This window comes from Mariniflexile litorale (genome assembly GCF_031128465.2).
GTDB lineage: Bacteria > Bacteroidota > Bacteroidia > Flavobacteriales > Flavobacteriaceae > Mariniflexile > Mariniflexile litorale.
In genome coordinates, this window is record NZ_CP155618.1 from 372028 (window position 1) to 387576 (window position 15549).

General features: G+C 32.6%; 5 protein-coding genes. 1 reads left to right on the top strand and 4 read right to left on the bottom strand.

What is annotated here, in order from left to right:
• Positions 1-46: 46 nt before the first annotated feature.
• Positions 47-1708 carry a RagB/SusD family nutrient uptake outer membrane protein gene (locus QLS71_RS01475; RefSeq protein WP_308991306.1) on the bottom strand — a complete coding sequence of 554 codons (1662 nt, stop codon included), beginning with the start codon at positions 1706-1708 and terminating at the stop codon, positions 47-49.
• A gap of 11 nt (positions 1709-1719) precedes the next feature.
• On the bottom strand, positions 1720-4794 hold the full coding sequence (locus QLS71_RS01480) for a TonB-dependent receptor (protein ID WP_308991305.1): 3075 nt from the start codon (positions 4792-4794) through the stop codon (positions 1720-1722).
• Between the two features lie 449 nt (positions 4795-5243).
• Here QLS71_RS01480 and QLS71_RS01485 point away from each other — a divergent pair, with 449 nt between their 5' ends.
• A complete protein-coding gene (locus tag QLS71_RS01485; RefSeq protein ID WP_308991304.1) occupies positions 5244-9365 on the top strand; it encodes a two-component regulator propeller domain-containing protein in 4122 nt (1373 codons plus the stop codon).
• 97 nt (positions 9366-9462) lie between these two features.
• On the opposite strand, the gene QLS71_RS01490 is transcribed toward QLS71_RS01485, so the two are convergent.
• The gene (locus tag QLS71_RS01490) at positions 9463-12222 is read right to left on the bottom strand and encodes a sugar-binding domain-containing protein (protein ID WP_308991303.1); all 2760 of its coding nucleotides are present in this window, start codon (positions 12220-12222) and stop codon (positions 9463-9465) included.
• A 21-nt stretch (positions 12223-12243) separates the two neighbouring features.
• On the bottom strand, positions 12244-15546 hold the full coding sequence (locus QLS71_RS01495; protein ID WP_308991302.1) for a DUF5107 domain-containing protein: 3303 nt from the start codon (positions 15544-15546) through the stop codon (positions 12244-12246).
• Positions 15547-15549 lie beyond the last annotated feature (3 nt).

A 15549-nucleotide genomic window follows, 5' to 3' on the forward strand; every position in this document is an offset into this window, starting at 1 on the left:
AAAAATCCCGTTATGTGTTAAAAAAACACATAACGGGATAAAGCTATTAATTATATCCTGGGTTTTGTGTTAACTCTACCTCACGATTACCTTCAATTTCATCAGCAGGAATTGGCCAAAGATTATAGGTTTCTTTCATTCCATCTTCTAATTCCGTATAATAAGGGTTAAATCTAGATACACGATCGTATAATAACCCTAAACGCATTAAAGTTAATCGTCTCTTTTCTTCAACACCAAATTCACGTATACGTTCGTCTAAAATGTAGTCAATATCCATTTGTGCAGCAGTTGCTTCAGAGGCATTAGCCCTTGTACGCACCACATTAACATCATCAGCAGCAAGTTGGAACTGTTCATTTGCAATATAAGCTTCTGCTCTTAACAAATATGTTTCTGCCAAACGCAACATGTACTGATCGGTATAAGTACCTCCAGCAGCACTTGTTAAACTATACGGATCATTGTTATCGTACAATCCTTCAGGGTGATTAAATGGTGTTGTTGCTTTAGTTTGATAAGCATATAGACTACGACTACGAGGTGTCGTTTCTGTGGAAACTATTATTCCAGGTGTAGATTGCAATGCAATGGTGTTATTAGAATTGTACTCTCTCATAAAATTATGATTGGCATTTCTAATATCATTTACAAAATCTGGGTTGGTGTTATTTCCACCCCATACCGTATTGCTAAAATACTCTGTTGATATCATCCAACCAATACCTCTACCACCCGTGTAATCGCCTACAGGCCATTTATTAAAAGCACCTGATCTATTTAAAGGAGCATGGTGTCTTTCTAACATGTAAGACCCGTCTTTACTAGACGATTGAAGCCCGCCACCAGGTACATCCAGTTCAAATTGAATAACCCATAAACCTTCTGTATTTCCAATAGATCTATTTTGATTTCCGGTTCTAAATAAATCCCAATATTCATCTTTATCAGTTTCACTAGATCGCGTACCAAAACGGTTCGTCATTAAAGCTGTGTTAGGATCATTTATTACTGTTGTTGCCGCCAAAATAGCCTCTTCGTTTTTTCCTAAAGTAATAAATACCTCAGCCAAATAGTGGTAAGCTACCAAATTGCTAACTCGGCCATCTACTACATCCGTAATTCCCGGTAAATTTTGAGAAGCAAACTCTAAATCTTCTACAGCCTGATTAAGCACAGCTTCTTTAGAAGCTCTTACAAAATCAATTTTAGGAGCTGTTACTTCATTAATTACTAAAGGAACTCCTCCATATAAATAAACTAGTGTACGATAAGAAAAGCCTCTAATAAAGCGAGCCTGAGATACAATATCCTTAGTTTCCTCTTCTGTCATATTTGAAGCAGCAGATCTATCAATTATAGTATTTGCTTCAGCTATCGTTTTATAAAGCAAATTCCAATGTACTGTTGCTATTTGACCTGAAGGAGCATAAGCTTCAGACATTCTGCTATGTCTTTGGGTACCATTATTTTCCCCATCATAAACAATGTCTGTTCCGTACAAAAAGTCGAACGGACGGTTTTCATCACGACTATAAAATTGCCTTCTAACTAAATAATATAAATTATTTACTGATGCTGTAAAATCATCATGCGTAACGTATGCATTTGCCGAACTTAAAAAGTCTTTCGGCGACTCGTCTAAAAAGTCTTCTTTACAAGAACTAAACAAAGAGACTAATGCTAATAATATAAATGTTTTTTTCATATTTGTTTTTTTTAAAAAGATACATTAATACCGAATGAATATCCGCTCATTACTGGTCTTCCGCCAGCAGACATACCAACTCCATAAACATTATCCGATACATTTTGATATTCAGGATCCCAACCATTCCATTTTGTCCAGGTAGCTAAATTTTTACCACTAACAAAAACACTTAGATCAGATATTGATAATTTATCTAGAATAGCATTATCAAAACTGTATTTCAGGGTTATATCCTGCAAACGCACAAAGCTTCTGTCTTCATATCGAGTACCTGTAATACCAGGTCTATTCGGAGAAAGCGCATTTAATCCATCAGGATTTTCTGGAGACCAATAATCGATGCCACTTAAATTATTACGAAAAATCGAATTACTGTCTCTATATAAAGCATTATCATTTCTAGAAATATAAGTGTTATTACCACCTTGAATAGAGTTAAAAAATACACTAAGCGAAAATTGCTTGTAAGTAAATGTATTTAATAAAGAAACTCGGTATCCAGGATCTTTTGTACCTATAATCTTACGGTCATCTGCTTGAGTGATTAAACCATCATCATTTTGATCAACAATACGATATTGACCTGCCTGATAACCTGCAGGTATATTTTCTTCTCCTATTTGATAAATACCATTAGTTTCATAGTCATAGATTGCTCCTATTGATTCTCCTATAAACAAATTACTTTGAATCAAATCGTCCTCTTTTCCATCGCCATCGGCATCTTCGCCTGTAAGCTCAAGAATTTTATTTTTATTTTTAGAATAGTTAGCTGTTGCTGTCCATTTAAAATCTTGAGTACGAACAATATTTCCTGTTAAAGAAATTTCAATCCCTTTATTTTCAAGTTTCCCCACATTGGTTTGAATTTCATCAAAACCTGTTAAATAAGGAATTCTTACTTTATACAAAAGATCATCGGTAGTACTTTGGTAAACATCTATAGTACCATTTAATTTATTAGAAAATAAAATAAAATCGACACCAACATTAAGACCAGCTGTTTTTTCCCAACGTAAATCACCATTAGCTAGTGAAGCTAATTCTTGACCAAAAGCGGTAGTCCCACCCTCACCAAAAACATAAGAAGCTCTGGTATCTAATCTCGCCAAAGATGTATATCGTGGTGTTTGATTCCCACTAAGACCATAACTAGCTCTTAATTTTAAATTATTTACAAAATCGGCATTATCCATAAAAGATTCGCTAGACACAATCCAACCCAACGCACCTGATGGAAAATAAGCTGTTTTTTCGTTATCTGCGAAAGCAGAATAACCATCTTTTCTAATTGTACCTGTAACAATATACTTATTGTTATATTTATAATTGAATCTAAACATTTGGTAATTTAACTGATCGGAGTATGCTCCAGAACTTATTTCAGGAAGACCTCCAAGACTAAGCTTATTATATCCCAAAGAAAGCCTATCAAAACTTGTAGCGTATGCATTTGTATTATCCCATTTACGCTCCATTGCCCCATAAAGCAACGTTGCACCTACATCATGTTTCCCAAAAACTCTGTTGTATTTAAGAATATTATCTAAAGTATAATCATTATAAAATCTTATATCTTTCCCAGCTTCTCCATTACCACCAGCTGCATAAATACTAGCACCATAACGTTTTTCAATTCTATAATTATTACCAAAATTCAAACGGTAAGATAACCCAGGTATAAAAGGAAAATCGATTTCAGAATAAATATTTGCAAACAAATAATCCTTACGCTCTAAATCTTCTGTATTAGACCCTAAAAATGGATTTGAATCTAAAGTTCCAGTAGGATTTCGTACTAAATCTCCATTTTCATCATAAGGTGTCAAGACAGGCGGTGCTATTACAAGACTGTATAAATTTGGCTGATCTCCATCTTGATTCACAAAAGAACCAAAAGCTTGCACACCTATATTCCACCAGTCTGTCGCATCTGCATCAAGATTAACACGTATGCTTTTACGTTGAAAGTCATCTCTTTTAATATAACCTTCTTGCTCTGTTAATCCTAAAGATACTAAATAGCTCATTTTTTCTGACCCACCTGTAACGCTGATTTTATTATCCATTACATAACCGGTTTGAGTACCTTCATCCCACCAATTATAGTCTGTATCTTTAAATAATTCAGGATTACCTGAATTTACAGGTATACCAAGCATATCATTTGGATTAAGATCTCGCTGTTCAAAATAACCCGTAAAAGCAGGGTTTGGAGTGGTATACTCAGGAGCTAAAAAAGCCCTGTCGTAAAGTTGCATATTAAGATAATCAATATATTCTTCACGTTGCATAGGTCTCAAATCTTCAGAAGGTGCTTGTGTAGCATAAGAAGAAGAAATAGTTATTTTAGGCTTTTGATCACGTTTCCCGCTTTGGGTAGTAATTAAAATTACACCGTTTGCTGCTTGAGCACCATACACAGCCGTAGAACTAGCATCTTTTAGAACATCTATAGACTTTATATCTGCAGGGTTTAGCGAAGAAAGCGAACCATTATATTGTATTCCATCTAGAATTATAAGCACATCTGAATTTCCATTGATAGAAGTTCTACCTCTTATACTTATTTCAGGAGTAGCCCCAGCACTATTTACCTGACCAATATTTAAACCAGGCACAGTCCCTTGTAAGCTCTGTGCAATATTAGTATTAGGAGAATCCCGAAAAGTCTCTAAGTCAGCACTAGCAACAGCACCCGTTACATCGCTTTTCTTTGAAGTACCGTAACCTATCACGACCACTTCATCTAACAATGCAATATTTTCTTCTAATGCTACATCTATTGTATTCTTCCCATTGGCATCAACCTCTTGTGTTTTATATCCTACATATGAGAACACCAAAACACTAGAGGTGTTAATATTAATACTAAATGTTCCATCAAAATCAGTGGAAGCACCTGTTGTTGTTCCTTTTAAAATGATCGTAGCACCTGCAATAGGCAGTCCATTTATATCCGTTACTGAACCAGTAATCGTTTTTTGCTGCGCGAAGGCAGTTGTAATTCCAAGCCCTAAAAAGACCAAAAGGAAGAGTCTTTTACTATTAAAGGCAAAAAAGGGGTGTAATAATTTCTTCATAAGTTTACATTTTAATTAGTTTTAGTTATTAATTATTTGCTAATAAAACTTTAGGTACATTATTTAAGTAGGTGCTGCATGTCAAAATATTTAACACGAAATAATAACTTAACTAAAGTTGGTTAATCGCAAGTGTAAAAATAACACTTAACAAGAGACACTTATGGGGTATAAATCAGCTGAAAATAGCACAGAAAATGACGTGGCTACTGGCTTTATTTAGTTTTAGTAATAAAAATAATACATTAATATAATTAAATTTATCCAATGAACTTGCTTTCTCTTAAAAAACATTTAATTCATATCCCTCTTAATAATCTAAAAAGACTATTTTTAAAGTAATTATTTTTGCAGGAATCAATAATAAATGTTATTTATACACTTATTTTTAAACTTATAACTTACTTTTAATACGAACCTTTTAATTAGTTAAATTTAGATCTGCTTTTATGATGATAAAAAATGTCTTTAGCTTTCTTTTCTTTTTACTTTATGTTAATGCCATCTATTGTCAGGATTCTAAATTAGAGTCTAAATCAATTGAAGACATTTTAACTTTTCATTTATTAGATGTAGAGTCAGGATTATCCCATAATGTTGTTAATAATATTGAGCAAGATTCACTTGGTTTTATTTGGGTGGGTACTATAGAAGGCTTAAACCGTTATGATGGAACAAGCTTTACAAAATTTAAAAAAGACTATAAAAATCCTGAAACGAGCTTAAACAATAACCATGTATCACAGATAGAGGTAGACATTAAAGGTAATTTACTCATAGCTACAGATGAAGGATTAAATATTTACAATACCAAACATGAAACTTTTGAAATATTTAAACAAAACAACAAACAACTAACCTCCGTTATTAGCTCTTTTGCAATTGGTCCCAATAAAGAACTTATTGTAGGAACTTCACAAAACGATTGGGGATTAAGATTTATTGATAAAGAAGGTAAATTAAAATCTTTTAGCCATGAATTAAATATCAATTCTTTATCATCAAATTATATTTCTAAACTACTTGTTCAAGGAGATTCCATTTTATACATTGGAACGAACAGTACTGGTTTAAACAAATACGATTATAAAACAAAAAAAATAACACGCATATCTTATAAAAAAAACAGTGCTATTTCTTCATTGTCCATACATGCTCTTTATGAAGATTTTAAAGGAAATTTATGGATAGGTGGCTCTGATGGTCTGCAAGTTATAACCACTAAAGGAGACACCTTAAGTTTGAAATCATCTGTGCTTTACGGCAAAGGACTGAGTGACGGTACTGTTCTTTCTTTTCAGGAAGATAATCAAAATAATATGTGGATTGGAACCCGTAACGGCGGATTGAACATCCTTGATATTCCTTCATTTTTATCGAAAAAAGGACTTTCTATAAAATGGTTTTTACCCAAAAGTGATGGATCTAGTGTTTATAATAGAACGGTATCATCCATCAAAATGGATAAAGAGGGAAACATGTGGTTAGGGACTAGTACTGGTTTAAATTTTGTTAATCCTAATGGAGAACCTGTTAAGCGCTTTCAAAAGAACATTGACAATCCTAACGGACTCGCACATGATAGAATTGGAGCATTTGCACAAAAAAGTGATGGTAAAATTTGGATTGGCACTGATGGTGCTGGATTGAATCTTTTTGATCCAAATACAGGCAAATTTTCCAATTACACACATAAACCCAATAATCTCCAAAGTTTAAGTAATGACTATATAATTTCCTTACTCGACGATAAAAAAAATAGAGTCTGGATTGGCACTTATGGAGGAGGTTTAAATAAGATGAATCCAGAAACTGGAAAATACACGCATTATTTACAAGGGAATGTGGAGGATGGTAGTGATGTTAGGAAAATATTTGAAGATAGTAACGGGCAAATTTGGATTGGGACAAATCGTGGTGGTTTGTTTAAATACATAGAAGCAGAAGATAGATTTGAATATATTAAAAGCTTAGGAAAGATAGATATCAGAGATATTACCAGTGATAAATACGGGTATTTATGGATGGCTACTTATGGAGATGGTATTTTAAAATATGACCCTAAAAATGATAGTGCTATTTTTTACAACATGAATAATACAAAAGGCATGACAAGTAATGTCATTTTCTGCCTTTTGCTCCTTAAAAACGGAGATATACTTTCAGGAACTAGATACGGGGGGTTAATTAGAGTGAACTCAAAAACCAACACTGCCATAAGTTTCACAGAAAATGATGGACTTAGCAACAATACAGTTAGTAGTATGGTAATGGAAAATGACACAAATATATGGTTAGGTACTTTCGAGGGAATTAGTCATTTTGATACTACTACAAATAAAATTGAGAATTTAAATACCATTAATAATATCCAACGGAGTGAGTTTAATGTTGGAGCTGTATTAAAAAGTAAAAACGGGTTCCTCTATTTTGGAGGAAATAAAGGTTTTAATATGTTCAATCCTAAGAACCTTACAAGTAATACCCCAAAAACATATTCAATAGTTTTTGAAAACATACAAGTGTTAAATAAAAAAGTTCATGTATCCCCCAATAACAATGATGCTATTCTAAAAGAATCTATTTCATATCAAAACCATATTACTTTAACCCATGATCAAAGTTTATTTTCAATAGATTTTGTGGTGTTAAAATACCCAATAGCAACAAATATTACCTATTCATATATATTAGAAGGCCACCACAATCATTGGATAGAAAACAAAAGTAATGGTACAGCCAACTTAAGTAATGTGCCTCCGGGAAATTACATATTAAAAGTAAAGGCAAAACTAGGCTCGGGTAAAGAAGTATTTAACAAATTATCAGTAATTATTACACCTCCTATCTGGAAAACAATACCGGCTTATATTTTATACGTGATTTTAACAATTATGGCCATATATGTAGCCTTAAAATACTATTCTGAACACATAAAATTAAAGAACTCATTACTCTTTGAAAAGAAACAGCGGCAACTTGAACACGATTTTAATAAAGAAAGAATTCAGTTTTTTACAAGCTTCTCTCATGAATTACGAACACCGCTGACTTTAATTTTAGGACCAGTTGACGATATGCTTCATGAACTACGTAATAAAAAACATCAAGACAATATGCATTTGATAAAAAAAAATGCAACTTACTTATTTCAATCTATTAATAAACTTTTAGAATTTAGAAAATCTGAAGTAGGACTGAGTGATTTAGCAGTAGGCAAATACAATGTACCATCAATATTAAAACAATTAGTAGATAATTACGTTTTAATGGCACAAAAAAAAGGAATTGCTCTAACTTATTCTATACCTAATGAAGATTTTATAGCATGGTTTGATTTAGAAAAAATTCAGATAATTGTAAACAACTTACTATCAAATGCCATAAAGCATTGTAAAGAAAAAGGAAACATTCATGTAGTGCTTAATTATGATGAAGAACATTTCAGAATAATAGTTGAAGATACAGGTTCTGGAATTCATCCAGAAGACTTTAGTCATATCTTTGAATGGTATTACCAATCTAAATCATTACCAAGAAAAAAAGGTTCTGGAATTGGTCTTGCATTATCTAAAAATTTCGCCGAATTACACAAAGGAAAAATAACAGTAGAAAGCGAATTAGGTAAAGGTTCTTCTTTTACTCTTAGTATACCTAGAGATGAATCTTTATTTGCTATGATACCAATAAACCAGTCTTCAATTGAACCCTTGGAAGATGCGGATTTGTCTCCTTTAAATGCTTGGGGACCATCTTCCATTAAAGTACCTGAGAAAAAAAGAAAACTAAATGTTAAATTAGATGAAGATAGATTAGTTATATTAATAATTGATGACAATCCAGATATTCTTAAATATCTAGAAGGATTACTTGATAACCAATATGACATTATTTATGCTGAAAACGGACAGGAAGGTATCGATAAAGCTATAAAATATGTTCCAGATTTAATTATTTCAGATATTATGATGCCTAAAAAAAGTGGCATCGATTTGTGTGAAATACTAAAAAGGGAAATGACCACTACACACATTCCTATCATATTATTATCAGCTAAAAGCAATACTGAAAGTATTAAAGAAGGGTATGAAACAGGTGCAGATGATTATATCGTAAAACCATTTAATAGCCAAATTCTTCAAGCCAGAGTCAAAAATCTTATTGATAACCGAAAATCATTAAGAAAATATTTTTTAGGACAAGAAGATCCACTTCATTCTTTTTCTACAGAACAATCAAAACTACTCGATAAAGAGAAGGAGTTTTTGAGAAAACTAGAAACTATTATTTTAAAAAATTTAAAAGACGGAAATGCAAATGTAAAAGATATTACTGATGAAATAGGCATGAGTAGAACGCCTCTTTTTAGAAAAATTAAAGCCATAACAGGTAAAAATATAAATGAATATATAACCATGGTTAAATTAAAAAAAGCAGCTTCTCTTATAAAAAATGAAGGACTTTCTGTTTCACAAGCAGCCTTTGAAGTCGGATATAATAGCCCTAAATATTTCAGACAATTATTTAAAAAACAGTTTGGTGTTGTGCCTTCAGATTATAAAAACAAATAAGTTACAATAGCTTTTTATAAAGGCTTTTCTGGACACAAAGCAGGTTCATCGTTTGAGTTTTAAAAACCTGTAGTAGAATAACCAACCTTAGTTTCAATTAATAATTTTTATATGTTTTACGTTTTAAGTCTTCTATTTCAATAATTTGTGATGGATTAAATTTATCACTTACCATATATCCAAGCAAACTATGACGAAGCTGTTTTGCAACGGGTCTATCAATTATATTTGAAATTAAATCAATAGACGAAAAAATTAATTTCCCATTACCTATTTTAGCTTCAAATACATTTGATAAATGATGATTGGTTACAAAATTATCAATAACACGAACGATTGGTGTTACCGCTAAAGAATCGGTAATAATTGATTTAGAATTAATACATAAGTCCCACCACTGCCAATCCGTATGAGAACTTGTTGGAAAATCATTAAACGCAGCATGGTTATTATCTAATAAAACACCCATAGTCGCTGGTTGGTTTGGAAAATGTACAGGACTCCAAAAAACAGGCACAAAACGCCCTTCTATCCCTTTTAAGGTTTTAGGATCAGGACTTAATAATACTTTTTTTCCTTTTTCTAAAGCCTCAGAAGCTTCATGTATTGATGAAGTAATTAAAACCTCATCTGAATCTATTGAAACATTTTTAGGATATACCCAAATATGCCAGTTATTTCTATACTTTGTACCTTTTAAACTAACAGACACTGTTAATCTTTTCGCTTTTTTAGCAATAATAGGATACTCAATACTTCCTAAATTGATATTATTTCCAATACTTAAATTTACATTGTTAAAAGTTCCATTTTTAATGAGAGTACCTTCGTCATCAATAATATCCCATTCAATAGTTTGGTTTTCTATATCTTTAAAAAAGTTTGCTATTTCTATAGAAGCATTAAATGATTCCCCTTCTATATAAACAGCTTTTTCAAATCGAATTAGCGGTACCAGTTCTGAATTAAATTGACTAAATTCTTCAGCCGAAATAATCCCTTTCGATTCCCAAAATGCATTAAGCAATCCAACCAATGCTGTACCTTGCCCAGGGAAATCTTGTAATTGCAATAATTGAAACCCGTCAAAACTTGGAGTTTTTAAAGCACGCTCAATTTCTTCCTTGTATAATAAAGCTGCTAATTTTCCTGAATTATATGTGAAATCTGGAGCTAAATGCATCAATCCTTTTTTTTCTAAATCTTGCTTAACCGCTTTAAAATTAAGTGGGTCTAAAACACCTGTATACTTTTCTATTTCGCTCAGATCTGGATACACCGAATATTGACCAATTTCGTGAGATATCAAAGGAATTTCTACGTGCGCGCTTCCTAAAGTATAATCAGCATTAAAATGTGGCGGGGTATCATTAAAAATACCTTGTCCCCTAACCCAACCTTTATCTGTTTTTTGAGTTACAAAAAAATCATCTTCCATTTCTGGTCTCGTTCCCATTGGTCTCTGGAAAGAAAAAGCTGTAGTGGCATACATGTGCCTATTATCTTTGTTCTTCAAATCGGCTACCATCGTATTTAAAAGACTAGCATCACCTTGTAATTCATTACCCAAAGCCATAAAAAGGAATGATGGATGGTTACCATAATCATTGATTATTTTTAATGCTTCCGATTTTAAAAATTGTGTTGTTTTATCGTCCTCACCTACTTTCAAGCTCCAATGAGGTAATTCTACCTGATAATAAAATCCTGCTTCATCAGCAGCTTCAAAAGCAGCTTTAGGCGGACACCAAGAATGGAATCGCAAATGATTTAATCCATAGCTTTTTGCTTGAGCAATAAGCTTAAGCCATGCTTCTTTTTCCATTGGAGGATGACCTGTTAATGGAAATATGACGCATTCTAAATTTCCTCTAAGAAAAATTCTATTTCCATTTAGAGTTAAGTCACCAGCTTTATTTTCTAGAGATTTAAATCCAAATCTAGTTTTAATGGTTTGATCTCCTGAATGTATTGTAACATCATATAAAACTGGATTAAATTCATCCCACAATTCTAAATTATCAGGCTTATCTAAACTAAAACTAACAACATTATTTTTATAAGACGGCTGAATAGCTTTATTAAAAACAATCGTTCCATCTATCGAAGTTATTTTACAAGTAACGTTATCCGTTGGAGAAAAATTTTGTTCAAAAGAAACACCTATTTTACTGTCTTTGAAATCTGGATAAACTTGAAGATTCTTTAGCTCACTCTTATCAGCTACTTTAAGCAATATATCTCCTAAAATACCATTCCATTTTATTTGAGTATGGTTGGTGTAAGCATGTGCCATATCTTGATTAACTGGATCTGGATATCTATTTCCTGCTATATTTATAAAAGGAAACTTATTGGTATTATCAATAGAAATAGTTAAAAGGTGTTTTCCCGGTGTTAGGCTATTAGAAAGATCATACTCATGCGAACCCACAAGACTGTTAGCAGAACCTACAAATTTGCCATCAACATATACTTTTGATTCCCAAATAATACGCTCTAAATTGAGCATTATATTTTTATCTTTCCAATTATTTGAAATTTCAATTTCCCTTTGATACCAAGCTACTCCTATGTATTGATGTTTCCTTGTTAGATTGGACATCACAAAGTTATTAATTGCAGGCTCTAATGTGCTTTTATTTCCTATTTCAGCATCATCTAACGTTGATGGTAAATGAATTGTAGTACCTACGAATTTAGATTGCGACCATTTTTCAGAATCTCCAACATTTAAAGAATCTAACTTCACCTGCCAGGCTCCTGCTAAAGAAATATTGATTTTATCTTGTGGTTTACATTGACAAAAAATAATCAACGATATCACAATAAAACATTTTAAAAAAAGTATTTTCATAACTAAATATTTACATATTTATTACACCAATTCATTTAATAGGTTTTGATGAATTCTTGCAGCTAAATGATATAAATTTTGTTCTAAGACTTTATTAAAAGCTTCTTCTGCGCCTTCTAAATCTTTTAAACCTAATTTACCTAATCCAATTAAATAATTACAATGCACCTTATTAAGGTCATTTAAATCTTCTTCCCAAATTAAGAGGTCTGGCAATGAGATTGCAAAATAATCTAATTTTATATCGTCGTTCATATGGGTTTCTCCATAATGTATCAAATTATTAAATCGATAATTGGCAGCTTCCGTTTCACCTAATTTCAACAAAGCCAATCCTTGATAAAATATTTTATCGGGTTGTTGATCGTTATAGAAAATGGCTGGACTCGGATCGCTTAGCCCTTCGGAAGCTAATCCCCAACTTGCTTTTGCTTTATCTAATTTTCCTAATTTTTCGTAAGCACAACCTAACCAATAATGAATATCATTTTCTTGTGAACCGTGTAATTTACCTTCACCTAAATTATGAGGATATACTTGAGCAGCTTCTAAATGTGTAATTGCTTTTTCATAATCACCTGCTTTTATAGCTTGCCTCGCGACTTCAACTTGAGCTGTTATATGCTGAAAAGGCACTTTTCCTTCCCCGCCTTCCCAAGGATGAAATTGTCTTTTTTGAACCAAATCTAAAGCCTTATCAAAATCACCTTTAAAATTACACAAAGCAACACGCTCTAAATACAAATCGTCTCTAGATATTGTTAAATTGATATGATCTTCTAATAAACCTAAACGCGCATCAGCAGAAACATTCATTTTTTTATTAAGCTGATCTAACTCCATTAACAAACGGGCATCTGTAGGATCTAATTTAAAAGCCGTTTCTAAATGTTGTTTTGCTAAGGTTCTTTTGTTCTCCCTATTAAAATACAACAAAGCTAAATTTCTATGGGTAATAGGATTCTTAGCATCTAAACCAACAGCCATTTCCCAAACTTGTTTCGCTTCTACATATTGCTTATTAGCATACCAAAAGTTTCCTAAATAATAAGGCGCAATTGCATCGTTTGAATTAAGATTAATAGCAGATTGCAACACAATAACTTCTTCTAATCGATTAGGAAAACAATAATTGCTAGACATGTTTTGTGCAAGCTCATAAGCTATTTTAGCATTTATAACATTTAAGTTTTGCTCATGATACCATCCTAAGAAATAATAAACCATAGGATACACGTCTTCTTTTGCATCAATTAACAGACTAATAAAATCTATGGCTTGATTGAATTGACCACATTGTGCATAATCTAAAGAGAATTCAATATAGTTATGATCATAATTCCTTAACAGACTTTTTAATTCGTTAAGATTTGCTTCTTCATTACTTAACAAATACTTCTCATATAATACACCAAAGTTAAAATTATCGATAGCCAAAGAGTCATATACTAATTGATTTGCTTCTTCGATTCTTTCTAGTTTTTTTAAAATGATAATTTTTAAATGACGTGCTTTATGATTATGCCAGTTTTTAATTAAGGATTTACCTACGTGTTCCAAAGCACTTGCATAATCACCTTTTGCACAATCTATTTGAGCCACATTAAAATAACCTGCATCTTGCCACGCGGCATTCCAACATGACTTATAAAAGGCTGCATAAGCTTCGTCTGTCCTCCCTAAATACCGAAGCACTAACCCGCGATTAAAATACGGTTCGCCATCATATGGATTCGGATTACGTTCTGTTAAAGTTTCAATTGCTTTATCAAAATACGTTAAAGCGGTTTCGAATTTCGCTTTTTTAAGATACCATAAGCCCATAGCATTATTACAACGTACATTATGCGGATCTCGAGATAATCCTTCTAAATAATAATCTGTAGCATTATAAGTCGCATGTCTATATTGCTCTAAGTGTAAACCTCTCAAGAATAATTGTTCGACACTTTCAATATCTTTTGGTTGTTTTGCTGCCACAGCAGAATTAGGTATATCGCCTTCTTTTAACGATTTTGGCGACCATGACACTAATATATTTCCGTTAGCGTCTTTTACCGTAGCTGTTAAATCTTCGTAAGAAGCACCATCTAAAGCGATGGTTTTTTCAAAACCATTTTCAGGGTCTAAATCTTGCTCTAATGCAAATAATATATTTTCAGAAGAAGATAAATTTAAAATACTATTAGGATATTTAGCTGTAACATGAACTTTTACAGTTACTTCTTTATCTGTAGCTTTAATATTTAAAAGCGCTTCTTTAGTCGCATTTTTTACCACACCTACATTATAGTAAGGTATAAAATACTGCTTAAACGTTTTTTCTTCATAAGGGTGCATCCAAGAAAAATCGGGCTGATTATCGGTATACACTCCACACATCAATTCTATGTATGGACCATCACTATCAGTTAAATTCCTGTCCCATGCTTTCCCAAAATCACCATTACCCCAAGTCCATTGTTTTTTACCAGGTGACACATGATGATCTGCCACATGAAGCAATCCGCCTTTGGAATCATTTTCGTAACCCCCAACAAAATCATAATCCGACTGAATTGCCATATAAGATGTTGGCACAGGAATGTTTTTATATCTTGAAATATCAGTTCCTGGCGCATAATCAACCTTATAATATTCACCTTTTGCAATAGGAAATTCAGAAACATCTCGCTTTCCATGATCGAAAACAGCATTCACATCTGGCGGAAAAACCGATTGATAGTGATCGTTTACAGCAACCGCAGGATTCGCCCACCATAAAAAGGTTTGAGGATGCGGTGTGCGGTTATATAACTGTGCTTTAATTTCTAAATACGCTTTATCTGGATGCAAGGTGAAACCTGCCATTCCTTTAGTACGGAACATACGCTCTACTTCGCTAACCCAAACCGTAACGCTACCATCTTTATTTTCTTCAATTTTAAAATCGGTAGGATCATATGTACTTGGTCTGTGATGTTGCGGCCAATTAAACTCGATACCTCCAGAAATCCAAGGCCCTGTTAAACCAACTAAAGCTGGTTTAATAACATGATTATAATACACAAAATGACGTTCTCTAATTTTATCATAAGCCATTTGAATTCTTCCTCCTAGCGCAGGAATGACCATGATTTTTATATAGTCATTTTCAATAAAAACAACTTCCCATTCTTTATCTACTTTCTCATCACTTATCTTTTCTATAACAGGATGCGGATATACAGCACCACTACTCGCTTGATACACCCTTTTATCTAAAAATACAGGATATTTTTCTGGTGTTCCCACCTCGTAAGTTGGAATTACAACAATCTCTTTCCAAGCTTTTACTGCACTCATCTA